Origin of the sequence: Glycomyces luteolus, from assembly GCF_027622875.1 — a bacterium.
Lineage (GTDB): Bacteria > Actinomycetota > Actinomycetes > Mycobacteriales > Micromonosporaceae > Glycomyces > Glycomyces luteolus.
This window is the reverse complement of the sequence record NZ_JAPZVP010000024.1, coordinates 46016-69846: the sequence shown is the minus strand read 5'-3', so window position 1 is coordinate 69846 and position 23831 is coordinate 46016. Positions and strand designations below refer to the sequence as shown.

At 68.7% G+C, this 23831-nt stretch carries 20 protein-coding genes; 7 read left to right on the top strand and 13 right to left on the bottom strand.

What is annotated here, in order from left to right; all coding sequences use genetic code 11:
- Positions 1 to 277 precede the first annotated feature (277 nt).
- Positions 278 to 1030, top strand: coding sequence for a FadR/GntR family transcriptional regulator (locus O1R50_RS23095; protein WP_270112611.1), 753 nt, complete (start codon positions 278 to 280; stop codon positions 1028 to 1030).
- A 65-nt stretch (positions 1031 to 1095) separates the two neighbouring features.
- On the opposite strand, the gene O1R50_RS23090 is transcribed toward O1R50_RS23095, so the two are convergent.
- The 5 genes from O1R50_RS23090 to O1R50_RS23070 form a co-directional block, all read right to left on the bottom strand.
- A complete protein-coding gene (locus O1R50_RS23090; protein WP_270112610.1) occupies positions 1096 to 2025 on the bottom strand; it encodes a DUF6807 domain-containing protein in 930 nt (309 codons plus the stop codon).
- Entirely contained in the window at positions 2022 to 3134 is a 1113-nt protein-coding gene (locus tag O1R50_RS23085) for a Gfo/Idh/MocA family protein (RefSeq protein WP_270112609.1), read from the bottom strand. Before O1R50_RS23085 ends, O1R50_RS23090 begins: the two co-directional genes overlap by 4 nt.
- Positions 3135 to 3210: 76 nt before the next feature.
- On the bottom strand, positions 3211 to 4515 hold the full coding sequence (locus O1R50_RS23080; RefSeq protein ID WP_270112608.1) for an ABC transporter substrate-binding protein: 1305 nt from the start codon (positions 4513 to 4515) through the stop codon (positions 3211 to 3213).
- A gap of 43 nt (positions 4516 to 4558) precedes the next feature.
- Positions 4559 to 5452 (bottom strand): carbohydrate ABC transporter permease, encoded by an 894-nt coding sequence (locus tag O1R50_RS23075; RefSeq protein WP_270112607.1) that lies wholly within the window; start codon positions 5450 to 5452, stop codon positions 4559 to 4561.
- Positions 5445 to 6365 carry a carbohydrate ABC transporter permease gene (locus O1R50_RS23070; RefSeq protein ID WP_270112606.1) on the bottom strand — a complete coding sequence of 307 codons (921 nt, stop codon included), beginning with the start codon at positions 6363 to 6365 and terminating at the stop codon, positions 5445 to 5447. Before O1R50_RS23070 ends, O1R50_RS23075 begins: the two co-directional genes overlap by 8 nt.
- Before the next feature lie 179 nt (positions 6366 to 6544).
- Between O1R50_RS23070 and O1R50_RS23065 the strand changes: the two genes are divergently transcribed.
- Positions 6545 to 7576, top strand: coding sequence for a LacI family DNA-binding transcriptional regulator (locus O1R50_RS23065; protein ID WP_270112605.1), 1032 nt, complete (start codon positions 6545 to 6547; stop codon positions 7574 to 7576).
- 117 nt (positions 7577 to 7693) lie between these two features.
- On the opposite strand, the gene O1R50_RS23060 is transcribed toward O1R50_RS23065, so the two are convergent.
- The 7 genes from O1R50_RS23060 to O1R50_RS23030 all read right to left on the bottom strand — a co-directional run bounded on the left by O1R50_RS23060 (position 7694) and on the right by O1R50_RS23030 (position 16321).
- Positions 7694 to 8455: an ABC transporter ATP-binding protein gene (locus O1R50_RS23060; protein WP_270112604.1), complete on the bottom strand. Its 762-nt coding sequence runs from the start codon at positions 8453 to 8455 to the stop codon at positions 7694 to 7696.
- Positions 8452 to 9516 carry a FecCD family ABC transporter permease gene (locus tag O1R50_RS23055; RefSeq protein WP_270112603.1) on the bottom strand — a complete coding sequence of 355 codons (1065 nt, stop codon included), beginning with the start codon at positions 9514 to 9516 and terminating at the stop codon, positions 8452 to 8454. Before O1R50_RS23055 ends, O1R50_RS23060 begins: the two co-directional genes overlap by 4 nt.
- Positions 9494 to 10579 (bottom strand): ABC transporter substrate-binding protein, encoded by a 1086-nt coding sequence (locus O1R50_RS23050; protein WP_270112602.1) that lies wholly within the window; start codon positions 10577 to 10579, stop codon positions 9494 to 9496. Before O1R50_RS23050 ends, O1R50_RS23055 begins: the two co-directional genes overlap by 23 nt.
- An 82-nt stretch (positions 10580 to 10661) precedes the next feature.
- Entirely contained in the window at positions 10662 to 12935 is a 2274-nt protein-coding gene (locus O1R50_RS23045) for a heavy metal translocating P-type ATPase (protein WP_270112601.1), read from the bottom strand.
- Complete coding sequence (locus O1R50_RS23040; protein WP_270112600.1) at positions 12932 to 14923, bottom strand: cytochrome c oxidase assembly protein; 1992 nt, start codon at positions 14921 to 14923, stop codon at positions 12932 to 12934. Before O1R50_RS23040 ends, O1R50_RS23045 begins: the two co-directional genes overlap by 4 nt.
- Before the next feature lie 196 nt (positions 14924 to 15119).
- A complete protein-coding gene (locus tag O1R50_RS23035; RefSeq protein ID WP_270112599.1) occupies positions 15120 to 15926 on the bottom strand; it encodes a M48 family metalloprotease in 807 nt (268 codons plus the stop codon).
- A 5-nt stretch (positions 15927 to 15931) separates the two neighbouring features.
- Entirely contained in the window at positions 15932 to 16321 is a 390-nt protein-coding gene (locus O1R50_RS23030; RefSeq protein ID WP_270112598.1) for a BlaI/MecI/CopY family transcriptional regulator, read from the bottom strand.
- 113 nt (positions 16322 to 16434) lie between these two features.
- Between O1R50_RS23030 and O1R50_RS23025 the strand changes: the two genes are divergently transcribed.
- From O1R50_RS23025 to O1R50_RS23010, 4 genes are all read left to right on the top strand, one after another.
- Positions 16435 to 16977: a hypothetical protein gene (locus O1R50_RS23025; protein WP_270112597.1), complete on the top strand. Its 543-nt coding sequence runs from the start codon at positions 16435 to 16437 to the stop codon at positions 16975 to 16977.
- Positions 16978 to 17183: 206 nt separating this feature from the next.
- Positions 17184 to 17978, top strand: coding sequence for a metal ABC transporter substrate-binding protein (locus O1R50_RS23020; RefSeq protein ID WP_270112596.1), 795 nt, complete (start codon positions 17184 to 17186; stop codon positions 17976 to 17978).
- Between the two features lie 92 nt (positions 17979 to 18070).
- Positions 18071 to 18811 (top strand): DsbA family protein, encoded by a 741-nt coding sequence (locus tag O1R50_RS23015; RefSeq protein ID WP_270112595.1) that lies wholly within the window; start codon positions 18071 to 18073, stop codon positions 18809 to 18811.
- Positions 18812 to 19303: 492 nt separating this feature from the next.
- Positions 19304 to 22294, top strand: coding sequence for a S8 family serine peptidase (locus O1R50_RS23010; RefSeq protein ID WP_270112594.1), 2991 nt, complete (start codon positions 19304 to 19306; stop codon positions 22292 to 22294).
- Positions 22295 to 22431: 137 nt separating this feature from the next.
- Here O1R50_RS23010 and O1R50_RS23005 read toward each other — a convergent pair whose 3' ends face one another.
- The gene (locus O1R50_RS23005; RefSeq protein ID WP_270112592.1) at positions 22432 to 23265 is read right to left on the bottom strand and encodes an SDR family oxidoreductase; all 834 of its coding nucleotides are present in this window, start codon (positions 23263 to 23265) and stop codon (positions 22432 to 22434) included.
- Between the two features lie 64 nt (positions 23266 to 23329).
- On the opposite strand from O1R50_RS23005, the gene O1R50_RS23000 reads away from it, so the two are divergent.
- A complete protein-coding gene (locus tag O1R50_RS23000) occupies positions 23330 to 23734 on the top strand; it encodes a winged helix-turn-helix transcriptional regulator (RefSeq protein ID WP_270112591.1) in 405 nt (134 codons plus the stop codon).
- Positions 23735 to 23831: the final 97 nt, after the last annotated feature.

Here is a 23831-nt window from a genome sequence, read left to right as displayed (position 1 = left end):
AGCCGACTCGCTCCTGAATCTCGATGAAGCTGGTTCATTGAGACAAGTCTCCGAGGAATTTCGTCGATGAAGCATGGTCAATATGGTTCATCGCCGAGTCTAGCAGCGCAATAATACATGTCAATAGTTCAATAGGACGCATCGCCTGGCGATTCGCACCGAGCCGACCTGATCCGGGCGGCGTAGATGAAGCAGCGTCATTCCGCGACCGGTGTTCAGAGGGTTGGACGCAGCACATGAAGCATGCTTATATGTAACGACCACTGAGAGGCAGTTGATGACTGAAACCGTCGGGCCCACAGCCGAGTCGGCACGCGTGTACCGGCCGGGGTACTCAAGGGCCGCCGAGCAGATCATGCGATACATCGACGAGCAAGGGTTCGGGCCGGGTAACCGCCTGCCCACCGAGGCGCGGTTCGCGGAGCTGCTCGGCATCAGCCGGACCATCGCTCGGGACGCACTCAAAACGCTGGCGGCCACGGGCCGGATCACCGTCCAGCGCGGCCGCGGGATCTTCGTCGCCGATCCTTCCGACCTCGGCGAGCAGGTCACGACCGCGTTCATTCCGATGAGCGTCGACCACGTGATGATGCTGTTCGAGTTCCGCGGCGTTCAGGAGCGGGCAGCTGCGGAGCTCGCCGCGGAGCGCGCGACGCCGGCGGAGTTGGTGGCCATCGACAACGCGCTCGCCGACTACACCACCGCAGCCGAGAACGGTGATATCGCGGCGGCGGCGAACGCCGACGAAGCCTTCCATCGCGCTGTGGCGGCCGCCTCGCACAATCACCTCCTCGCCGAGTCCATCGCGTCCGCGCAATCACTGCAGCATCGTGTCGTCGTCGCCGCGTTCGACGGCTTCAGCGGCGGACCGCTGATGGTCGCTCGCGACGAGCACGCCGCCATCCTCGATGCGATCCGCAGGGGTGACGCCGAGGCGGCCGGCCGGGCGGCGGATGCGCATCTGGAACGAACCCGGCTCGGATATCAGGCGGAGATCGGACGTCGTGTATTCCGGAGCCCTTCGCACTGATCCGCCCCGGCTCGGCCGAGAGTGAGGTCGCCCGCCGCGTCGACGTCCGTGGAGTCGATGCGACCTCAAGCGCTCGAAGGCAATGCGGCGTCCGTCAATTCGCTTCGCACCGAATTGGCGAGTTCGGGCGCCGCGTCGGCGTCTGCGTCGGCGATCCCGACGCCGTAGCGGAAGCGGATCGTCTGGCCATCGGCGACGGTCAGCTCCTCAGAGAAGAACGGCGCGGGGTTCAGACAGGCGAACTCCTCTGAACGGGCGAACCACTGCGGCGGATGGCACGGGTTTCCGGCGTCGTCGACCATGACCACCAATGAGGCGGCGTCGTCGTGGTCATGGCGTCCGGCGAAGCCCATCCATTCGTGGCGTCCTCCGCGCATCTCGTTGCCGGATCCCGAGCCGTTCGTCGTCACCAGGCGGCCGTCGGTGAACGATCGGGGCCCCCGCCAGAACAAGCCGCCGTAGCCGGCGTTCTCGCGGCCCTTGGTGGTGGGCGACCCGATCGCGATGTCGTGTCCGGAAACGTTGTGAAGCGTCGTCTCGAACGTCAGCATCCACGCTTCGGGGGACAGGACTCGCGCGGTGATGGCGCGGTGCTCGGTGAAGCACTTCGTTCCGGACTCGGTGATCCAGTCCAGGTCGTGGGCGATGGCCGCGACGCGGTCGCTGGTCTCCAGCCGGGTGAACTCACGGTGGTGCTGGGTGCCGTTGTTGTCGAGCTGCACATAGGACTTGCCGTGGACGTAAGTCGGGCCGCCCCAGAAGTTCTCCTCCCCCACGTGCGGGAGCGACAGGGCGATGCCCTTGTGCCACACATGGTCCCAGGGCCGGAAGAGGCTGACCACGCGACCGGCGCGCGTGCGGATCGGGTGCAGGTAGGGCTTGGGCGACTCCAACTGGGGAGAATCGGGCCCGTAGACGTACTCGAAGAGGTCCACTCGGCCGTCGCCGACGGTGAGGGACGTACCCAGGTGGTGGCGAATGTCGATTCCGGTCATGCTGATCGCTCCTTGATCGGGTTCCACGGGACGGCGCCGCCGTCCATACTGCGGGTGAACGGGTCTTCGGGTCCGAGCTCCCCGGCGGCCACCGGGCGGCCGCGGAACGCCGAGGCGTAGGTCGCGGCGGCGAGCTCCAGGGTCCGGCGGGCCTCGGCGAGGGACACACCCGGTGGCTCGCCCGCGGCGAGCGCGTCGAGGATCGCCTCGATCTGCAGGGCGTGGCCGCCCTTGCGGTCGGGTCCGGCCTCGGCCGTCCACAGTTGGGCAAGGTGCTCCTGCCCGGGTGCGGGGGTGAAGCGCCAGTCGGCTGCGGTGTAGCCGTAGAGGTGCTCGACCTCGGCCGTGGCGTGCTCGAAGTCGAACCGGAGCCGGGAGGTCTCGCGCGGCGAGATCACCGAGTTCACCACGGTGGCGAGGCAGCCGCTGTCGAAGCGGACGAGTGCCGTCGAGACGTCCTCGGTGTCGGTCGGGCGTGCGAGGCGGTCGGCCATGGCGGTGACCTCGGCCCAAGGTCCGAGGATCGACAGGAGCAGGTCGAACTGGTGGATGCCGTGGCCCATGGTCGGGCCGCCGCCCTCGTTCTCCCAGCGCCCGCGCCATGGGGCTTCGAAGTACGAGTCGTCGCGGTACCAGAGCGTCTCGCAGGTCGCCACGAGAGGGCGGCCGAGCTTGCCTGATTCGGCCAGCGCGCGCAGGCGCACGGCCGCGGCTCCGAACCGGTGCTGGAACACCGTCAGCACCGGCACGCCGGTTGTGGCCTGGACGGCCGCGAGCTCGTCCATCTCGGCCAGGCTCAGCGCTGTCGGTTTTTCGACCAGTGCCGGCACGCCTGCGCGCATCGCCGTGATCGCCAGCGGCGCATGGCTTCGCGGCGGCGTGCAGATGTGGACGAGGTCGAGCGCCTCGTTCGCGAACAGGGACTCGGCATCGGTGTACACGGCGGGGATCGCGAACCGCTCGGCGAATGCGGCCGCTCGGGACGAATCGATGTCGGCCACCGCGGCCAGTTCGACGCGGTCGGGCAAGTCTGCCAGGGCGGCCGCGTGGGCGCCGGCAATGCCGCCGGTGCCGATGACGGCGGCCCGGAGGACCGGGTTTCGGGTCATGGAGGTGCCGTTCTTTCTGTTTCTGGTGGTGGTGTGTTCCGGTGGCCGCCGGGGTCGGCGCCCCCCGGAGCCGGGGTCACTTGGCGGCGTCGATCTCGCCCTGCAGCTCCTCGACGAAGGACTCCGCCGCCGCGAGCGGTTCGGCCTCGCCGAAGTACACCTGCTGGGCGTTCCGTCGCAGGATCGGCTCGAGCTCGCTGCCGCCCTTGGGGGTGACGACGGCCGGGGGGCCGGGGGTCACCGAGTTCATGTACTCGACCGCGAGCCGGTCGCTCTCGGCGAGGTCGGCGGTGATGTGCTCGAGGGCGGCGGTATTGGAGGGGATGCCGCGCTCGGTGCCGATGATGTCGGCGGCCGCGGTGCTGTTGACAAGGAAGTCGACGAACAGCGCGGCTTCGGCGGGGTGTTCACTCTGCGATGAGACCGACCAGTACATGGACGGTTTGAAGTAGTTCGCGTCGACCTCGCCGCTGCCAGGCATCTTGACCAGCTGCATGTTCGCCCCGCTGGCCTCGCGCATGGCGGTGATCTGGGTGTTGAAGAGGAAGCCCATGGCGATCTTGCCGGTCGACATGCCGTCGCCGCCGATGCCGGCGTTCATGCCCTCGACCATCTGGGCGGCGCTCTCGCACGCGCCGGAGGCGATCATGTCGAGCCAGTATTCCCATTGGGCGGCAAGGGTCTGCGGGTCGAGCACGACCTTCGAGTCCTCGCCGAACAGTTCGCCGCCGTGTAGGCGCGACCAGTAGCGGATGCTTCCGTTGTCCGAACCGGACAGTCCCGAGCCGTTGATCGCGCCGCCGCTAGCCTCGGTCAGCGAGGCCGCGAGCGCGGCGTAGTCGTCCCAGGTCCAGGTATTGCCGTCGGGCAGACTGACGCCGTACTGGTCGAACAGGTCCTGGTTGACCACGCAGGACAGGACGGCGACACCGATGGGCATCGCGTACTGCACGCCGTCGAGCCGGCCCGTCTCCAGGACCGACGGCTCGATGCCGTCAGTCGAGAGGAACTCGCCGGCGGTGCCGAGGTCGAGCAGCGCTCCGCGGGAGCCGTAGGAGGCGAGGTATTGCTCGTCCATCTGCAGGACGTCAGGGGAGTCGTCTGCGGCAGTCGTGGTCGCGAGCGCGTCCCAGTACCCGCTCCAGTCCTTGAACTCGCCCTTGACGGTGATGTTCGCGTGCTCGGCTTCGAACGCGGCGATGGCCTGCTCGGTGAGTTCGGCGCGGGTGTCCGAGCCCCACCAGGTGAGGCGCAATTCGACGGGTTCGTCACTGAGTTCCATCTCCCCGCCGCCGCCCGTGCCGCAGGCGGTCAGCGAGGATCCGGCGGTGAGTGCGGCGGCCGAGGCCCCGGCGCCGCGGAGTATGAGTCGGCGTTGCATGGTGTCGCTCCTTTGCGAAGGGTTGTCGAAGGGTTCGGGTGGATCACTTGCCGCCGGTGGTGGCGATGCCCCGCAGGAGGAACCGCTGGCCGAACAGGAAGAGGAGGAAGACCGGCAGCAGCGAGACCACGCTCATGGCGAGGGTCGCGCCCCAGTTGGTGCCGGCCTGGGTGTCCACGAAGGCGCGCAATGCCAGCGGGACGGTGTACATGTCGGGGTCGGTCAGGTAGATCAGCTGGGAGAAGAAGTCGTTCCAGGTCCAGATGAAGGTGAAGATGGCGGTGGTCGCGAGCGCGGGGACCATGAGCGGCAGGATGATCTGGGCGAAGATCCGCGGGTGGCCGGCGCCGTCGATGCGGGCGGCCTCGTCGAGTTCGCGGGGGATGCCGCGGATGAACTGGACCATGAGGAACACGAAGAACGCGTCGGTGGCGAGGAACTTCGGCAGGATGAGCGGCAGGAAGGTGTTGACCCAGCCGAACTGCGAGAACAGCACGTACTGCGGGACGATGATGACGTGGACCGGCAGCATGATCGTGACCAGCATGATGCCGAACCACAGCCGCTTGCCGGAGAATTCGAGCCGGGCGAACGCGTAGGCGGCCATGGAGCAGGCGACGAGGTTCCCGATGATCGCGCCGGCCACCACGATCGTGGAGTTGATCAGGTAGTGGCTGAACGGATCGGCGAAGGCCCCCCAGCCTTCGGCGTAGTTGCCGGTCTCCAGATCGCGGAGGATCAGGCTCGGGTCGCGGAAGATGACGTCTTCGGGCCGCAGGGAACTGACGATCATCCACAGGATCGGGTAGAGCATCACCAGTGCGCAGAGGATGAGCACCGCGTGCTTGACGATGCAGCGGACGTTTCCGGGGGCGCGGCGGCGCGGCTTCCCGGGGGGAGCGCTGCGGACGAGGGCCGGGGCGAGGGTGTCAGTCATCGTAGAAGACCCAATACTTGGAGGCCCAGAAGTTGATCGCGGTGAAGGCGCCGATGATGAGCAGCAGCAGCCAGGCCAGCGCTGACGCGTAACCCATGTCGAACGCCCCGAATCCCCGCTGGTACAGGTACAGCGAGTAGAAGAGCGTCGAGTCGGCCGGGCCGCCGGTGCCGCTGGAGACGACGAACGCCTGGGTGAACGACTGGAACGCGTGGATGATCTGCAGGACCAGGTTGAAGAAGATGATCGGTGTCAGCAATGGCAGTGTGACGCTGCGGAACTGGCGCGACCTGGAGGCGCCGTCGACAGAGGCCGCTTCGTAGTACATGCGCGGGATCTGCCGCAGCCCGGCCAGGAAGATCACCATCGGTGAACCGAAGGTCCAGACGTTGAGGACGATGAGCGTGCCCAGTGCGGTGCCGGGCTCGGAGATCCAGCCGGGGCCGTCGATGCCGATGAGTGCTAGGCCTTGGTTGAACAGGCCGTCGGCACCGAAGACGGTGCGCCAAAGGACGGCGATGGCGACGCTGCCTCCGATGAGCGAGGGCAGGTAGAACGCCGAGCGGTAGAACGCCAAGCCCCGCAGACCGCGGTCCAGCAGCAGCGCCAGCCCAAGCGCCAGCGCCAGCTGGAGCGGGACCGAGACCAGCACGTACGTGAACGTGACCTTGAGCGACTGGTGCAGCCGCTCGTCGCCGAGCACCCGGGTGAAGTTGTCGAGACCGCTGAACCTTGCCGGCTGCAGCAGGTTGTAGTCGGTGAAGCTCAGGAAGAGCGAGGCGGCCATCGGCCCGAGCGTGATGACGAAGAGCCCCAGGAACCACGGCAGCAGGAAGAGGAACGCCGCCTTGTTCTCGGGCTTGCCTGTGACACCGCGCCCCCGCAGGGCGCGCAGTTCCGTTGTCGCGCTCATGGATCGTCCCGCCTGCGGCTCGCCGCGGCCCGGCCGGGGGCGGCTAGGGGATCTGGCATTGACGCTCCTTTGCATCGAACCTCAGAGTGACCGGTCACTATTTCGTGATGGGCTTCAACATAGTGACCGGTCACTATTGTGTCAAGATATTCATCTGAGTCAGTGGAAGGAATCTGTCGATGACCGAACGCCCTGAGGACCCCCGGCGACCGACGATCAGGGAAGTGGCCCGGCTGGCGGACGTCTCGCATCAGACCGTGTCCCGGTACCTGCGATCAAGGGAGGGCCTGAAACCGCAGACCCTCGCCCGCATTGACGCGGCCGTCAGCGAACTGGACTACCGGCCGAACCTGGTCGCGAGGTACCTGAACACGCGGCGCACCGGCCGTCTCGCGATCGTGATGCCCGAGCTGGTCGCGAGCAACCCCACGCGCATCCTCTCCGGGGCGACCGAGGCCGCGCACGAGGCCGGATACTCGCTGGAGTTGGTCAGCTTCGGAGGCGGCATCGACGCCCGGACCGAGCGGCTCTTGGAGCTCGCCGACTCCGGCCAGGTCGAGGGCATTCTGACACTGGCCCCCATCGCGCCGTCGGCGCAGGGTCGGCTCGGGAACGGCGCGGCCATCGTCGTCTCGGCCGACTTCGACGACGAGATGCGCAGCGTCGGCGAACTGATCGACGCCGCACCGGTGCGCGACATGATCGAACGTCTCTCGGGTCTGGGTCACCGGCGCTTCTACCATGTCGCCGGGGATCTGAAATACGCGTCGGCACGAGCCAGAAAGGACGCCTACCTGGAAGCCGTCGACCGCTTGGGAGTCGAGTCGGCCGGCGTATTCGAGGGCGACTGGACGGCCCGGTCCGGATTCGACGCCATGCGGGCGCTGCCGCACGGGGCCCTGCCCACGGCCGTCATCGCCGGCAACGACATGGTCGCCGTCGGAGTGATGCGCTGGGCGAGTGAACACGGGCTGGAGATCCCGCGGGACCTCAGCGTCACCGGCTGGGACGACACCGAGTTCGGACGGTTCCTCACGCCCGCACTCACTTCGGTCGAACTCGACCTCGAAGGCGTCGGACGCAATGGCATGGTCCGGCTTGTCAAGGCCGTCACCGGACGAGACCTGGCACCATCGCCCGGACCGGTCAGCCGTCTGCTCTGGAGGGAGTCGACCGCTCGGCGGGACCAGACTCCCCGGCGGCTCGGATGATCCGCTGCAGCGGCGTTGTCGACGGTGGGACCGTCTCGCCGTGCATTGCCGCTACCAGCGAACGCCTGCACCTCCAACCGACCCCAAGCACGCTTCGGTGCGGCCCTTGCGAATACGTCATTCCGGCAGCGCGCACGTCAAATGCGGGCGGCCGGTGAGCGGATGCGGCGCGATCGCCGAGTGCAGGCCAAAGGCCGCCCGCACGGTCCCGGGCGACAGCGCCTGCTCGGGCTCGCCCGAGGCCAGCACTCGTCCCTCATGGAGGACGGTGACCTGATCGGCGTGCGTCAGTGCGTGGTCGAGATCGTGCAGCACGATGATCCGCGTCGTTTCAAGGGAGCGGACGATGGCGAGCAGTTCGAGCTGCGCACCCGGGTCGAGGTGATTGGTCGGTTCGTCGAGGAGAAGCACCGGTGCGCCCTGCGCGAGGGCGCGCGCCAGGAGGACGCGCTGGCGCTCACCTCCGGAGAGCGAGTCGAAGCGCCGGTGCAGGAGGTGTGCGGCTCCGCACCGTTTCATGGCCGAGCCGATCGCGTCGACGTCGGCGGCCGTCTCCCGTTCGTACCAGCGGTGCTGTCGGGCTGTGGCGACCACGTCGGCGACGCGCAGGCCGCCGGCGGCCGGCTGCTGCTGCGGCACGACGCCGCGCAGGGCGGCGACGCGCCTCGGTGAGGCAGCGAGCACGTCCGTGTCACCGATATGGACCGTGCCGCGGTCGGGGCGCAGCCCGCCGTAGATCACGCGCAGCAGCGTCGACTTCCCCGAGCCGTTCGGGCCGACGATCGCCGTCATCGACCCGTCCGGCACGTCCAGGTCGACCTCGCGCAGCACCTCGGTGCGGCCGAAGGCGACGGTGACGTCGCGGATGACGACCCTCACATCGCCTCCTTGTCGCGGGCGCGCATGAGCCACAGGAAGAACGGCCCGCCGATGAGCGCGGTGAAGATCGTGACCGGGTACTCGTTCGGGCTGCCGACGGTGCGCGCGATGAGATCGACCCCGACCAGCATGACGGCACCGCCGAGCGCGGACGCGGGCAGGAGGATCCGGTGGTCGGCGCCCACCGCCAAGCGCATGATGTGCGGAACGATGAGCCCGATGAAGCCGATCCCCCCGGCGACGCTGACGGCGACCGCGGTCAGCACCGCTGAGGCGGCGAGCAGCCCGAGCCGCATGCGTTTGAGGTCCACGCCCACGGCGATCGCATCGTCGTCCCCGAGCGCGAGCGCATTGAGCGGGTGCCCCTGCGCGAGCAGCCACGCGCCGACCGCGATGAGTGTGACGACCGGAATCGGCAGGGCCTCCCAGCGGGCGCCGGCGAGGCTCCCCATGGTCCAGAACATGATGCCGCGCAGCTCCGCCGGTTCGGCCAGCAACTGGAGGAAACTGGTGGCGGCCATCGCGACGTATCCGAGCGCGACGCCGGCGAGCACGAGGCGCGCATCCGTGAACGAGCCCGCGCGCTGCGCGAAAGCGTAGACCACGGCCAGAACGACGGCGGCGGCGAGGAAGGCCGCGCCCGGAACGGACAGGCCCCCAAGGGATGCCGCGCCCAACGTCATCACAGCCACCGCGCCGAGCGACGCGCCCGAGGAGACGCCGAGGACGTACGGGTCGGCGAGCGGGTTGCGGACGAGCGCTTGGAGGGCCGCCCCGGCGAGCGACAGCGTCGCGCCGACGACGACGGCCATCGCCACCCGTGGCAGGCGCAGTGTCCAGACGATGGTGGATTCCAGCGTCGTCGCATCGCTGCCGAGGCCCGCCTTGGCGGCGAGCACGGCCCAGATCCGGTCGGGTGCAACCGGGACGGACCCGACGGCGACGCCGAGCACGGCCAGAACGAGCAGGGCCGCCCCGAGCGCGGTGAGCGCCGCGACGCGACGGCGTCGGTCGCCGCGCCGCAGGCGCGCCAGGCTCTCAGAGGCGGTCAGGGTGTGCACTCTGGGCGATCTTCTCGATGGCCAGGGCGTTCAGCGGTCCCAGATAGACCCCATCGGACACGGTCACGTAACTGCCGGTCCGACTCGCCGCCCAGTCCGGGTAGGCCTCGAACAGTGCCTGCGCTTCGGCGTCCAGATCCTCGCCCGGCGTGAACCCGCCGACGACCAGCAGGTCGACGTCGGCGGCGGCCAGCTGCTCCTGGCTCAGCGAGGCGGTGACGTCGGCGTCGTCGGCGAACGAGTTGAGGGTGCCGGCGCGGTGGAGCACGTCGTCGAAGATGCCGCCGGCCATAACAGCGGGCAGACCGTTGGCGTTCATCATGGACATGCCGGGGTAGACGATGAGCGCGGTGGGCCGTTCGGTGCCTTCGACCGCCGCTTCGACCGCGTCGATGCGGGCGGTCATGTCGGCCACGACCTCCTCGGCCTTGTCCTGGACGTCGAAGACCCTGCCGAGCACTCGCAGGAGGGCGTAGGAGTCTTCGACGCTCGCGTTCGCGAACGCCTCCTGCTGCTCGGCGGTGGCGTCGGTCGCCCCGAGCGCGCAGTTGGCGGGGGTGATGAGGGAGTTCGCGCCGATCGCGGCGAGCTCGTCGCGGGGGGCGAAGCCGTAGGCGGGGTCGAATCCGCCGGCGGCGGTGGAGATGACGAGGTCGGGTTCGAGCGCGAGCAGCTGCTCGGCGGGGACGTCGAAGTTCTCGTTGAGGGTGAGGCCGCCGTCGGGCAGCGCGGCGATCCGCTCGACCATCGCGGGGTCCTCGGAGATCCCGTACGACTGGGCGTTGGCGAGGATCGCGTCCTCCACGCCGAGCACGAGGAACGACTCGACCTCGCCGACCGAGGCGCCGTTCATGATCACCACGTTCTCCGGCGGCGCCTCGAAGGTCACTTCGCGGCCGCAGTTGTCGATCGTGAGCGGGTACTCGGTGGCGCCGCCTCCGACTCCGGTGCCGTCGTCGGCTGCGCTGGTCGAGGCGTCCGTTTCGGAGCAGGCGGCCACGGCGGCGAGCGCCGCCGCGGTGCAAAGGGCCGCGAGGAAGCAGCTTGTGGGGGCATGCGGCATGGAGGATCTTCCTATCGGTGTCATTATTCTACAGTTTGTAGAATAACAATCTCGCGGGCCGCCTGAACCGACGGGCCACACCTCAGCTTCCGGCCCGGTACTCGATGCTTCGCCGTCCACTGGCGGAGAATCGGCGCAGCCGCAGGCTGTTGTGGACCACGAACATCGACGACAGCGACATCGCGGCGGCGGCGATGAGCGGGTTGAGCAGGCCGAGCGCGGCGATGGGGATGGCGGCGACGTTGTATCCGAAGGCCCACACCAGGTTTCCCTTGATGATGCGGAGGATCCGACGGGAGAGCCGGATGGCGTCGGGCACCGCGGACAGGTCGTCGCGGACCAGGATGATGTCGGCGGACTGGAGCGCGATGTCGGTGCCCGAGGAGAGCGCCAGCCCGAGGTCGGCTTGGGCCAGCGCCGCCGCGTCGTTGACGCCGTCGCCGACCATGGCGACCTTGCATCCCTCTTCCTGAAGCGTCGCAACGGCAGCGGCCTTGTCAGCGGGCAGGATCCCCGCGAGGACCTCGGCGATGTCGAGACGGTCGGCGACCGCGCGGCCCGCGGCGGGGCCGTCGCCGGTGAGCAGTATCGTGCGCAGCCCGAGCGCCTGCAATTGCGCCACAGCCTCGGCGGCGGAGTCCTTGATGGAGTCGGCCAGCCCGAACACGGCTTCGAGCCGACCAGCCACGGCGACCATCATGAGCGTTTCGCCGTCCGATCCGACGCGGTCGGCGGCCTTCCGGGCGGCAGTGGTGATCTCGACGCCTCGGTCATGCAAAAGAGACTCGTTGCCGACGAGGACCTCACGGCCGTCCACGACGCCGTGGGCCCCGAGGCCCGGCATCAGCGCGAAATCCTCGACCTCGCCGATCGCCAGGCCGGACGCTGCCGCACGCTCGACCACGGCTCGGGCGACCGCGTGCGAAGCGGGCCGCTCGACCGCCGCCGCGAACGCGAGCACCCTTGGCTCGCTGAGGGATCCGACCATCGCGACGGTGCGGACGGTCATCCGGCCGTCGGTCAGCGTGCCGGTCTTGTCGAGCACGACCGTGTCGATGTGGCCCGAGGCCTCCAATGCGTCCTGGCCCTTCATGAGGATGCCGAGCTGGGCGCCGCGGCCGATGCCGACCATGAGGGCGGTGGGCGTGGCGAGGCCGAGCGCGCACGGGCATGCGATGATGAGCACCGCGATCGCTGCGCTCACTGCCTCACCGCCGACACCGCCGGCGAAGACCCACGCGAGTCCGGTCACGAGGGCGATCGCGATGACCGCGGGCACGAACACCGCCACCACGCGGTCGGCGAGGCGCTGCACGCGGGCCTTGCGCTCCTGCGCCCGCTCGGCGATCGCGGCCATCCGCGACAGCTGCGTGGCCGCTCTCGTGGCACCGACCTCGACGGTGATCATGCCGTCGGTGCTGACGGTCGCCCCGATCACCGCGTCCCCAATGGAGGCTTCGCGCGGGACCGGTTCGCCTGTCATGGCGCTCGTGTCGATCGCGGACCGGCCCGCGACCACCGTGCCGTCGGTGGGGATCGCCTCACCGGCGAACACCTGGACGCGGTCCCCGATCTGCAGCTCGGCGGTCGGCACGATCAGCTCCTCGCCGTCGCGCAGCAGCCGTGCCGTGGGACTTTCGAGGGCCCGCAGCGCTTCCAGTACGTCGGCGGCGCGGCGCCGGGCCTTCGCCTCGAAGTAGCGGCCGGCGAGCTGGAACGTGGTCATTCCGGCGGCCACGTCGAGGTAGATCGCGTGCGCGCCACCGGGTGCCACGCCGAACCCGAGCCATCGCCCGCCGTCGTAGCCGCCCCAGAGGATCGAGGCCACCGCCCAGCCGAACGCGACGGCGATGCCGAGCGAGACGAGGGTGTCCATGGTGACCGCGCCGTGGCGCAGGTTGTTCCACGTCGCCCGGTGGAAGGGTGCGGCGGCCCAGGTCACGATCGGCACCGCCAGGAGTACGCACGCCCACTCCCAGCCTGGGAAGCGCAGGCCGGGGACTAGGGCGAGGACGATCGTGGCGTCCATGAGCGGCACGGTCAGGAGCGCCGCTACCGTCAATCGCCGCCGCAGTGAGCTGATTCGGTCGAAGGCCACGGTGCGGGAACGCCCCTGGTCTGCGCCGACGGGCTGCGCGCGGTATCCGGCGCGTTCGACGGCGGCGACGGCCTGCGTTGCGTCCGCGACGCCCGTGATCGTGGCGCGCTCGGCGGCGAAGTTCACCGTCGCCGTGACACCGGGGAGGCGGTTGAGCGCCTTCTCCACTCGGCCCGCGCAGGCCGCGCAGGTCATGCCTTCGATGTCGAGGTCGAATGAAGTCGCCGTCCGCTCGGGGGCGGTTTCTGTGACGGTCATCTGGATCGCGTCTCCTGCGGGCCCGGCGCGCCGGGACGCTCGGAGAGCGCCTTCAACATGCGGTTGTACGCTTCGAACTCGTCGTCCAGGCCGGTGTCGTAGTGCCGGTCCTTGCGAAGCGCCTCCCGCTCGTCGCTGCGGGCCCATTGCAGCGACAGCGCGATGATGAGGATGAGCAGTGGGATCTCGGCCCCTGCCCAGGCGATGCCGCCGCCGGCGCGCTGGGAGGCGGGCAGGTCGGTCGCCCAGGGCTGGTCGAGGTAGCGGTAGAAGGTCTCGGCGATGACAGTGGACATCGACATCAGGACCACGCCGAAGAACGCGTGGAACGGCATCGAGGCGAACACGAAGCCGAGGCGGCCGATGTGCGGCAGCTGGCGCGGCCCGCGGTCGACGCCGACCGCGAGGCTGTAGAACAGGTAGCCGGTGACCAGGAAGTGCACGTTCATGAGCTGGTGCGCCCAGTGGAACCGGATCGCGATCCCGAACAGCTCCGTCAGGTACAGCCCGTAATAGGAGCTGATGAAGAGCACGAACACCAGCACCGGGTGGTACGCCACCGCTCCCGGTCGCCAGCGCATGAGTTCGCCGGTCCACTCGTACACCCCGACGGGTTCGCCGCGGCCCGCGGGCCGGGCCGCTTTGAGCACCAGCGTCACGACCCCGCCGAGCGCCATGAGCATCGGCGCGAGCATGTTCAGTCCCATGTGCATGACCATGTGGATAGCGAAGTCGGCACCGGCGTACTTGCCGACGCCTGAACTCGTGGCGAACACGACCGTGGCCCAGCCGAGCATCCAGGCGATGCCGCGACCGACCGGCCACCGCTCGCCGGATCTGGCGATGCGGATCCATGCGGCGCCGTAGCCGACGATCGCCGCTCCGGCGATGACGGTGAACAGCAGGTTCGGCCGCCAGGCGGTCAGCAGCGTTCCAAGGTCGGGCGCATCGGGCAAGGTGTAGCCCAAGAAGACCTCGATCAGTTCGGTCGGCACGAAGTATTGCGGCGGCGGAATGCGGCCCATCGAGCCGTGGGCGGCGGCGGTGACGGCTCCGGTGAGGGCGATGACCGCGAAGAGCTGGCCGGACCAGGCCTCGGGCCTACGCGACAGGGCCACAACCACTGCGACGGTGACCGCGAGGCTCGCGATCGCAAGGAGGCTCCAGCGCCCGGTCGGATTCGACAATGGAGCTAGGCCCGCCATCCTGAACCGCAGCAGGACGACCGCCGACAGCGCCAGCAGCGGCAGTGCGGCGGCGCCGACCAGAGCGAACCGGCGCACTGCGGGAACCGGCGGCGGCGACCCATTCGCGGCTCGCAGCGCCAGCACGGTCGCCGCGCCGAAGAGCACGGCCTCGGCTACGGCTTGGACCGTCCCGGCGTCGCCGCCGTGATCGTGTCCGGGCCCGACCAGGATGTCGCCCACCACGACCGGAGCGAGGATCGCGAGCACGGCGAGCGCGAGCGGCCCAAGGAGATGCCGCCACAGGAACGCTCGGCGCAGTAGCAGGGCGGCGAGTCCCGCCGCCGCTGTCGAGATCATCCACGCCACCGGGAAGTCGGTGGAAGTCAACAGGAACGACAGCCCTGCGCGATCGCCCAGGGCAGAAAGCGGTTTACCGCCGGCGTCTGCCGCGGAGACCGGCACCATCGCTGCCGCGGAGACGGCCCACGCGACCACGGCCCTCCGGACGATCGACAGGTCGAGTCCATCATGGACGGCCTGAGGCCGGGTGCGTCGAGTCGGCAGCAGGAACATGACGACGCACAGGCCGCCCACGGTCAACCACGAGGCGAGCAACGCCACCGACTGGAGCACGGTGGCGGTGAACGCCGTGAACGACCCCGGGTAGCCGAGGCCGACCTGCGTGAAGCCCGAATCGCCGACGAGGGCCGTCGTCGCCAGTGGCGGTGCCAGCGCAACGGCGGCGACCGCGATGGGCAGCAACGCGATCCGCAATTGCGATCGAGTCGGATTCGAATCCACGGACTGCGCCTCTCGACGGGTGCGGTGAGAACAATCCTTAATCTATCGGATGTAGAACAAAGACAACTTGAGCCCACCTCCGAGTGACTTGGCGAACGGCTAGAACCCATCATCCAGGCCCCCGAATCGACAAGTGAGGCCTTCGGACCTCGAACCGGGTGCACCGATATTCCATTCGAGGTCGAATGACCGGTGGCTAGCGAGCCGCCTCCACATGCCGTGCCGCGTCCTGCCGCTGTTCCAATCGCATGGCACGCAAGAGCATCGACTCGTCGCCCTCGAGCGTCCCCAACGTGCGCAGCGCGCCCGCGACAGCGCCGCCGCACCGCCTCGCGGCCGCATCGTCCGCGACGAGTTCGACGAGCAGGGCGCTCGACCGCATCATCTCGGCGGCCGCACGCACGCGCGGCAGGCAGGCGGCGTTGACTTCGGCCAGGCGCAGTACCAGCCCGTGCCGCAGGTCGACGTGGGCCCGCTCGTGCTCGATGACCGCAGCGAGTTCAGCTCGCGACAGGGCACTCGCCGCCCCCGATGAGACCAGTACGTCCATGTCCAGGCCCTGCAGCGTGCACGCGAACGCCCGCTCGTACCGCAGGAATCCCACCGTGAGGTCACCGAACCGCTCGGTGCGGTAGCGCAGCCGGTGCACCAGTTCCGTCAGTTCGAGCCGGGTCTCCTGTTCCCGCAGCAGGATCGGACGGGCCCGCTCCGTAACGACGAACAGCGCCGCGCCGAGCGGACCGAAGCCGAGCCAGCACAGGGCGATGACCCCCAACAGTCCGAGCACCGAATCGGAGTCCCGGTGGGCGTCGAGGACCTGATCGAGCGCCGCGGCCACCGCTGCCGCCAGGCTCCCCGTCGCTGCGAACAGGCCGCTGAAGAACATCGCGAACCAAGCCGTCAGTGCCAGGCCCGGACGGTGCACGCGCCATCGGCCGCGACCGACCAGCAGCGGAGCGGCCGCCAAAGTCGCCAATGCGTAGGCGACGAGCGTCAGCGCCAAGGCGATCATCCGTTGCGGTCGGCCTTCGGAGCCTTGGGTATCAACGCGTCACGCAGCACCTCGATGTCCCCCGGATCGAGGCTGCCGGCGAACTTGAGCAGGGAGGCCCGGCGGTCGCTGGACTCGGTAAGCCGGTCGAGCATCGCCTTGCCCGTGTGCTCCGGGTCGGTCCTGGTGGCTCTGAACCGCATGTTCCGGGCCGCGGCGCCGACCTTCTCGACATCGCCCTTGAGACGCAGCCGATCGAGCGTGGTCAGCAGCGTCGTATAGGCCGGCTTGTCGCCCGGGAAGACCTCGAGGATCTCCTTGCCGCTGAGCGGCAGGTCATTCGCGCGCAGAATCGCGAGGATCTCGCGCTCGAGCTCTCCTTGCGCCCTGCTGCGTTTGCCGGCCATGAACCCTCCCTACGTTCGACAAGTGAGGTTACCCGTGCCGCACGGTCCGATCGAGGACAGCGGTGTCGGATCCGGATCGCCGCTTGCCGCGGGAGCCATGCGAGAATCACTCGGTGCATATCGGTCAACCGCTGATCCGAGGGCTTCGCGCCCTGGTGTTCGCGGTGGCCTGCGTGACCGTCACGGCCGCCTTGCACTTCATCGCCAGCGGGTCGCTAATCTGCTTCGAGACCTTCGCCATCGCCGTCGCGGTGCTGACGCCGCTTGCGTACTGCCTCGGCGGCAGACAGCGCGGCATGGGTGTGCTCACGGCCGCGAGCGCGTTCGCACAATCGGGTCTGCACCTGTGGTTCACCGCCTCCCCCGAACACGCGCATCACGTGCTGCCCGGCCCGGGAATGTTCCTTGCGCACGCGCTCGCGATGTGCGTCACGGCCCTGTGGCTGGCCCGCGGCGACGCCGCGCTGGCGGCATTCCTCGACCTGCTCATCCTCGCTTTCGGACCGGGCCTGTGGCTGCGTCTGCTCAAGGCCGAGGGTCCGGTCCTGCCACCGCGCCGGCTTACGCACGTTCTTGAAGGCGTGCGCCCGCATCTGACGCTCCTCGCCGCAGCCGTACCGCGACGCGGCCCGCCGACAGCGGTCTTCTCCCAGTAACCCGTTCACCGACGGAGGCACTCGCCCCGTCGAGTTTCCGCGCTGCGGATGAACGGTGACGTCCTCGCCCGTCCCTCGGTCGTGTCGCGCGCTACGCGCTGACTCTGCCCGGGAGCGACGACGTTTCAGTGCTGCCTGCGGTCCGGTTCGCTCCAGCGACGCGGCTGCCTCGGCGGTCCCATGAACCTGCTCGAGGAAAAGATCCAATGAGAACCTTTACGCTGCTCGCCTCCTTGATGGCGATGCCGCTCACCCTGTCCGCATGTTCGGGCGAAGAAGGAACCGACCCGCCGAGGGTGGTCGTCACGACCGCCTGGGAAGGGATGTACGCGGCTGCCGCAGGCGCCGTCGATATCACCGTGATCGTCCCGCCCGGAACACCGAACCCACCCGTCTTTGAACCCTCACCCGAGCAGCTGGCGACCGCGACTGGAGCCGACTTCCTGCTCTACAGCCAGGCCGAGCGGTTTGCGCAGCAAGCCCGCGACGCCGCCGGCAGCGAGGCCGACGCGATCACGATCAAGACCGACAACACTGCTGCGAACGTGATCGCCGAAGTCACACGGCTCGGTGCGCTCTTCGGCACCACCGATACCGCGCTCGCCTGGGTCGAGGAGTTCGAGGCGGCCGTCGCCGGATTCCAATCAGAAATCGACTCGCAGATCGGCGCCGACGAGCCTGTCGTCGTGGCCCAGTTCCACACCACCTGGCTCGCCTCCATGATCTCCAGCAGGATCGCGACCTTCGGACCCGAGACACCGACCGAGAGGACACTCGGGCTGCTCGCAGCGCTCGAACCGTCGATCGTGCTCAACGAATCCGGCACGACCACGGCACCGGTGCTCCCCGACTCGTCGGCACCACAAGTCGCCGTCCTCAACCATCCCGACGAAGGGCTCGATCTCATCGCGCTGTACCGGCAGAACATCGACTTCGTGCTGGGCGCATTGCGCGGCCCGGCGTCGGCCGATATTGATGGCGCCCAAGGCGACAGCCGCTGACAGGTCGGTTCTCCAGGCATCGATCACGACAAGTCTCGAACTCTTCCCTCGGCACGAATGCGGTCAGCCGCATTGAAAGGAACAACTCAGCAATGGCACCTTCATCACGAAAGCACGCCGCCGCAGCACTCCGCGAACAGCAGGAAGCCCAGGCGCGCCGCAAGCGCATCGTCTTCGGCACCGCGATCGGCGCGTCCGTCCTCCTCATCGGCGGCCTGCTCGGCCTCGGCATCTGGATGAACCGCGAAGTCGACTACGAGGTCAACGAACCGGCCGCCGCGACCACCGACACCTACGCCGTCACGATCGGCGACGGACCGGTCCAGATCGACCTCTACATCGACTACATGTGCCCGGCCTGCAAGCAGTTCGAGGACACCTACGCCGCCGATCTGCAGCGCTGGGTCGACGAGGGATCAGTGACGATCAACTACCACCCCATCGCCATCCTCAACCGCATGAGCCAGGGGACCGAGTACTCGACCCGGGCGGGCGCCGCAGCGGTCTGCGCCGCTGACACCGGCCCGCAGGCATATCTCGACTACACGCTGGCGCTGTACGCCGCCCAGCCCGCCGAGAACACCCGGGGGCTCGACGACGACGAACTGAAGCGCATCGGGACCGAGACCGGGCTCGATGCCGAGTGGGAGGCGTGCGTCGACGACGAGACCTACCGCGGCTGGATCGATGAGGGCACCACCTCGGCGTCCACAGAGCAGGGCGTGACCGGCACCCCGACGGCGATGGTCGGCGGCCAACTCGTCGACTCCGCGACCTTCGCCGAATCGGTGGAGGCGGCGATCACCGGAGCGAGCTTATTCGCGATCCATTAGAGAGCAAATCGATGCCAACGGAGGCAACAGAAGTCAGCAGCTGACCCACTAGATGCGCGATGCCCGTACGGACTCGAGAAGACCGGCGCGCGGCGGTATCCGGCGTGCCCGCTGTCAGCCGATTCGTCAAGATATTGGCTACTTGTCGGTAATAAAGCGATTTAGCGTGATCTGCATCATTTCAAATTGACATTCACTCTCGTCTCAGTTGAAGCTTCTAGTACTTCCGTTGGACTGATTTCAAGACGCCCGCAACCGATCGTCGCGGGCCGGGCGCGGCCGTGGTTGGGTCGGCCGCGCCCCCACTCCGTATCACGAGTCCCCCTTCCTTCCCCTGATTCCGCCGTCGCGGGCACGCCTGTTCACGAGAACAGGCACCGGCGCGGCGAACCCTCACCTCTGCTCGAAAGGAAATCCCCAGTGATACTCAAGCGATCTTGGCGGGCCGCCGGTCGTCGACGACGCCTCATAGCAGCGTTCGGCGTTACGGCCGTGGCCGCCACAAGCCTCACCGTCTTCGCCTATACCGCCACCGCAGACCCGGCGCTCTCCACCTCCCCGACCTCCTTCAAGGACGGTCGCTACATCGTCCAGTTCGTCGACGAGCCGGTCGCCGTGTACGACGGCGGCGTGGCCGGGCTCGAGGCCACCACTCCGGACGACGGCGAACGCATCGCCTTCGATTCGGATGCGGTGCAGGACTATCGCGCGCATCTCGAGGACGCCCGCGACGAGATCCTCGCCGACGTGCCCGGCGTCGAACCGGCAGTCGAGTACGACACGGCCTTCAACGGCTTCGCCGCTGAGCTGACCGCCGAGGAGGCAGCCGAACTCGCGGGCGACGAGCGGGTCGCCGCGATCGTCCCCGACGGGCTCTCGAAGCCCCAGTTGGACACCTCGAGCGAGTTCCTCGGACTGTCCGGTGAGGACGGCTCCTGGGAGAGCGAGTTCGGCGGCGGCGAGCGCGCCGGGGAAGGCGTCGTCATCGGCATCGTCGACGGCGGCTTCACCCCCGAGAACCCGATGTTCGCGCCGCTGCCCGAGCCGCGCCCCGACCAGGACGTCATCGACGCCAAGTGGAAGGGCGAATGCGAGGAGGGCGAGGACACGCCTGAGAACAACGTCGTCTGCAGCAACAAGGTGATCGGCGCCCGCTGGTTCGACTCCCAGGGCCACAGCGACGTCGCCGGCTACAAGTCGCCGCGCGAGGAGTACAACCACGGCACCCACGTGGCCACCACGGCCGCCGGGAACCTCGACACCGAGGCCGTCATCGAAGGCGCCCCCGTCGGCCTGGCCTCGGGCATGGCCCCCGCGGCGCGGCTCGCGATCTACAAGGTCTGCTGGATCGCCATCGACGGCTTCTGCCCGAACTCCGACATCGTGGCCGCGATCGACGCGGCCGTGAGCGACGGGGTGGACGTCATCAACATGTCGCTCGGCGACGCGGGGGACACCATCGTCGACCCGATCTCGATGGCGTCCTTCGCCGCCGCCGAAGCGGGCGTCTTCATCGCCAATTCGGCGGGCAACTCCGGCGAGGCCGGCGCGAGCACCGTCGGGCACAACTCGCCGTGGGTCACATCCGTCGCCGCCGGCTCCCACTCCCGCACCTTCGCGGCGGAGCTGACCCTCGGCGACGGCCAGACATTCCCCTACGCCGCCAGTGCCCCGAGGTTCACCGAGACCGAGGCGGATCTGGTGCTGGCCCAAGAGATCGCCGTCGAGGGAGCGGATCCGGTCGAGGCGCGGTTGTGCGCGCCGGGCACATTGGACGCGGCCAAGGTCGCCGGCCGGGCGGTCGCCTGCGCCCGCGGCACGTACCTCTTCGTCGAGAAGGCTGAGGTCGTGGCCGACGCGGGAGGCGCGTTCGCCCTGGTCTACACCGACGATGCCGCCCAGGTCGACGACCTCGAGACCGGCTGGGACACCCCGCTGTGGACGGTGCGCACGACGCTGGCCGCCGGCGACGCCATCGAGGCCTACGCCGCAGGCAATGACGCCGCGACCATGACCGCCCACGCTTTCGAGGCGGTCACCCAGACCGCGCCGGTCTCGGCCGACTTTTCATCCCAGGGCCCGGCCATCGTCGGCGGCGGCGACCTGCTCAAGCCCGACATCACCGCGCCCGGCGACGAGATCCTCGCCGGGTACCTGCCCACCTCGACCCCGGACGGCGGCAACTTCGGCATCATGGGCGGCACCTCCATGGCCAGCCCCCACATCGCCGGCCTGGCGGCGCTCATCAAGAGCGCCAACCCCGACTGGTCCCCGATGGCGATCAAGTCGGCGATCATGACCACCGCGTACCAGACGGACACCGAGGGCGAACCGATCGGGCGCGAGGGCACCGATGCCGCGGCCACTCCGTTCCAGATCGGTGCGGGACACGTCGACGGCCAGTCCATGTTCGACCCCGGCCTGGTCTACGACTCCGACGCGACCGACTGGATCCTCTACGGCTGCGCCATCGGCCAGTTCCAGGAGGTGGCCCCCGCCGACACCTGCGAGAGTGCCGAAGCCGAGCACGGCGCGGTCGACCCGAGCGATCTGAACTACCCGTCGATCGCCGTCGGCGACCTGACCGGGGAACAGAAGATCGCCCGCACGGTCACCAACGTCGACGACGCGATCGGGGTCTACTACCCGACCGTCGAAGTCCCGCCGGGCTTTAAGGTCAAAGTGGACAGCAAACTTCTAGTGGTGCCGCCGGGCGCGACCGCGACGTACTCGGTCACCGTCACCCGGACCGACGCCGCCACCGCCGAATGGTCGTTCGGAGCGCTGACGTGGAGCGACTTGCAGGGGCATGAGGTCCGCAGCCCGATCACCGTGCGCGCGGTGGACATCGCCGTCCCGAGCGAGATCACCGGTGAAGGCGCTGACGGCTCGGCCGAGCTCGACGTGAAGGCCGGCATCGACGGCACGATCGACCTCGCCCCCTCCGGCCTGGTCGCCTCGGAGACCCGAACGCTCGCCCTGTCCAATCCGGACCGCTCGGCGTTCCCGATGGACGAACCGGTCGAGCGCGACCAGACCGAGTCGTTCGAACTCACCGTCCCGGACGACGCCGCGATGGGGAGCGTCGCGACGTTCGACGCCGACCAAGGGTCGGAGGTCGATCTCGACCTCTATGTCTACGAGAAACTGGACGACGGGTCGCTCGAACTGTTCGGTACTCCGCAACTGTCGGGCTCGGACGAGCACGTCGACTTGGAGGCCGGCCGGACGTACATGATCTTCGTCGACCTGTGGGACGCCCCGACCAGCGCCGTCGAGGCCCTGGTCCACACCTGGGTCGTTCCGGAGTCCGCCGCGGGGAACCTGACCGTGGCACCGGAGTCGCTGGAGGCTGAGGCCGGCGGCCGCCACACCGTCACCGCCATCTGGCAGGGCCTGGACGCGAACCGGCGCTACCTCGGCACGATCGACTACCTCGTGGAAGGAGCGCTCCTCGGGCGCACGATCGTGGCCGTGAACTGACCCCGCACGGCCCTGCCTCCGGTGCGCTTCCGCGGAAGCGCACCGGAGGCAGGGTCGCACTGAAACCGCAGAACGAAGGCGTGGACCGGAGATTCCCCGAGGGAATGTCCGGTCCACGCCTTTGCGCATCGCGCCGATCAGGCCTGGTGCAGCCCGAGGTCGATGAGCCACTGGTGCGTCGTACGCGGGGTGAGGCCTAGGAGCTGCTGCGCGGAGCGCTCGGCGCCGATCGCGTTGTCGGGCAGGGCGACGATCTGCTCGTAGCCGTTCTGGACCACTGCGGCGGCGTCGGCGCCCATGAACGGTACGAGCCGCACGGCGAAGTCGACCGGCGTCTGGGGCTCGTAGACCACGTCGCGGCCGTATGCGGTGGCAAAGGCCTCGGCCAGGTCCTTCCCGGTGACGGCGGGAGACTGGCCGACCTCGACCGTTCCGGTGACGTTGCGCTGCTCAAACAGCGCGACGGCGGCGTCGGCGATGTCCAGGTGCGAGCCCCACGAGGAGGCGAAGTCGGCCGGCAGCGGGTAACGGAGCACGCCGTCGGCGCGAACGCCCTCTTGTACGTGCGGGAGGAGCAGGTTCTCCAGGTAGTAGCGGGGTGCGATCACGGCGTACGACAGACTGCTCTCGGCCAATGCCGCGGCCATCGGGTCGGCATCGGCGGGGAATCCGCTGGTGGAGTAAACGACGCGCTCGGGGCGGGCTTCACGCAGCGCAGTGATGATGTTGCCCGCGTAGGTCTCACGCGTTGCGGCATCGACCACCGGCAGGTGGACGAACACGCCCTCTGCGCCCCGGTAGGCGTCGGTGAGCTGCTGGATCGAGGCCAGGTCTACCGCGAGCGTCCGCGCGCAGACCACCTCCGCGTCCGCGCGGCGGGTGATCGCGGTGATCAGGACCCCCTTCGCGGCGAGGGCGGCGACGACGGGGCTTCCCTGGGCGCCGGTGGCGCCGTGCACTACATAAGTCATGACGCCATTAGTACAATCGATGCACCGGTTACATCAACTGCACTAATGGAGACTGGAGACGATTGTGGCCACCGACACCCCCGTCGAGGACATCGTGACCGCGCTGCCCGAATGCGGGGTCGCGCGCTTCCTCACACTGCTCGAAGGACCGTGGGCCACGCTCATCGTCCGCGAACTCCTGCACGGTCCGCAACGCTTCACCGAACTGCGCGCGGCGCTCCCGCGCATCAGCCCGCACACGCTGACCCGGCGGCTGCGCCAGTTCGAGAACTACGGGATCGTCACGCGCACTTCGTATCCCGAGATCCCCCCGCACGTGGAGTACCGGCTCACCGAGCTTGGCGAGGGACTGCGCACCGTCCTCGACGCCATGGGCACCTGGGCGATGTCGATCCCCGAGCCCGCCCAACCCGACGACACGTCCTGGTACTGCGACAACGGCGGACGCCTGAAACCCACCAAAGACTGACTCCTCTCACTGAGAGGCTCGACCTCGACCTCGACCTCGGCATGGCGTCACGACTCGCGCAGCGCCGTTCGCTTCGCGCCCGGTGAGCGTCAGCGTC

Coding starts and splice junctions, on each gene's coding strand:
- O1R50_RS23005 (WP_270112592.1), bottom strand. CDS start 23,265: ATGACTTATGTAGTGCACGGCGCCACCGGCGCCCAGGGAAGCCCCGTC.
- O1R50_RS23070 (WP_270112606.1), bottom strand. CDS start 6,365: ATGAGCGCGACAACGGAACTGCGCGCCCTGCGGGGGCGCGGTGTCACA.
- O1R50_RS23075 (WP_270112607.1), bottom strand. CDS start 5,452: ATGACTGACACCCTCGCCCCGGCCCTCGTCCGCAGCGCTCCCCCCGGG.
- O1R50_RS23085 (WP_270112609.1), bottom strand. CDS start 3,134: ATGACCCGAAACCCGGTCCTCCGGGCCGCCGTCATCGGCACCGGCGGC.
- O1R50_RS23050 (WP_270112602.1), bottom strand. CDS start 10,579: ATGCCGCATGCCCCCACAAGCTGCTTCCTCGCGGCCCTTTGCACCGCG.
- O1R50_RS23090 (WP_270112610.1), bottom strand. CDS start 2,025: ATGACCGGAATCGACATTCGCCACCACCTGGGTACGTCCCTCACCGTC.
- O1R50_RS23095 (WP_270112611.1), top strand. CDS start 278: ATGACTGAAACCGTCGGGCCCACAGCCGAGTCGGCACGCGTGTACCGG.
- O1R50_RS23015 (WP_270112595.1), top strand. CDS start 18,071: ATGGCACCTTCATCACGAAAGCACGCCGCCGCAGCACTCCGCGAACAG.
- O1R50_RS23030 (WP_270112598.1), bottom strand. CDS start 16,321: ATGGCCGGCAAACGCAGCAGGGCGCAAGGAGAGCTCGAGCGCGAGATC.
- O1R50_RS23065 (WP_270112605.1), top strand. CDS start 6,545: ATGACCGAACGCCCTGAGGACCCCCGGCGACCGACGATCAGGGAAGTG.
- O1R50_RS23020 (WP_270112596.1), top strand. CDS start 17,184: ATGAGAACCTTTACGCTGCTCGCCTCCTTGATGGCGATGCCGCTCACC.
- O1R50_RS23080 (WP_270112608.1), bottom strand. CDS start 4,515: ATGCAACGCCGACTCATACTCCGCGGCGCCGGGGCCTCGGCCGCCGCA.
- O1R50_RS23045 (WP_270112601.1), bottom strand. CDS start 12,935: ATGACCGTCACAGAAACCGCCCCCGAGCGGACGGCGACTTCATTCGAC.